Raw genomic sequence first — 289 nt, 5'->3', positions numbered from 1 at the left:
GCTGCAAGCGTGATCGCTCCCAGCTTGTCGTCGTTCACTGCCAAACCGGTCAGGGTCACTTCGCCTGTGTTCGTTATGGTATAGGTATAGGTGATCACCTGGCCCGCTTCGGTCACTTGCGTCACGTCCGCCAACTTGGTGATGTCCACCAAGGCCGCTCCGTTCACCGCTACCGTCTCGGTCGCACTGTCGGTCGCTTCCTCTTCGCTGCTCACACTCGCCACGTTCACAATGTCCAAGCCCGCATCTATGTCGGACTGCAACACCGTGTAGGTCGCCGTGCCGCTGG

General features: G+C 59.9%; 1 protein-coding gene. It reads right to left on the bottom strand.

The annotated features are described in order from the left end of the window. Positions 1-116, bottom strand: a 116-nt coding sequence (locus tag B0E43_RS31345; RefSeq protein WP_371454092.1) for a hypothetical protein, incomplete at its 3' end; no start/stop codon positions are given. Positions 117-289: the final 173 nt, after the last annotated feature.

The organism is Algoriphagus sp. A40 (assembly GCF_002002735.1).
In the GTDB taxonomy this organism is placed as follows: Bacteria; Bacteroidota; Bacteroidia; order Cytophagales; family Cyclobacteriaceae; genus Algoriphagus.
The sequence above is the reverse complement of the archived record's forward strand: the minus strand, read 5'-3'. Positions and strand labels throughout refer to the sequence as shown.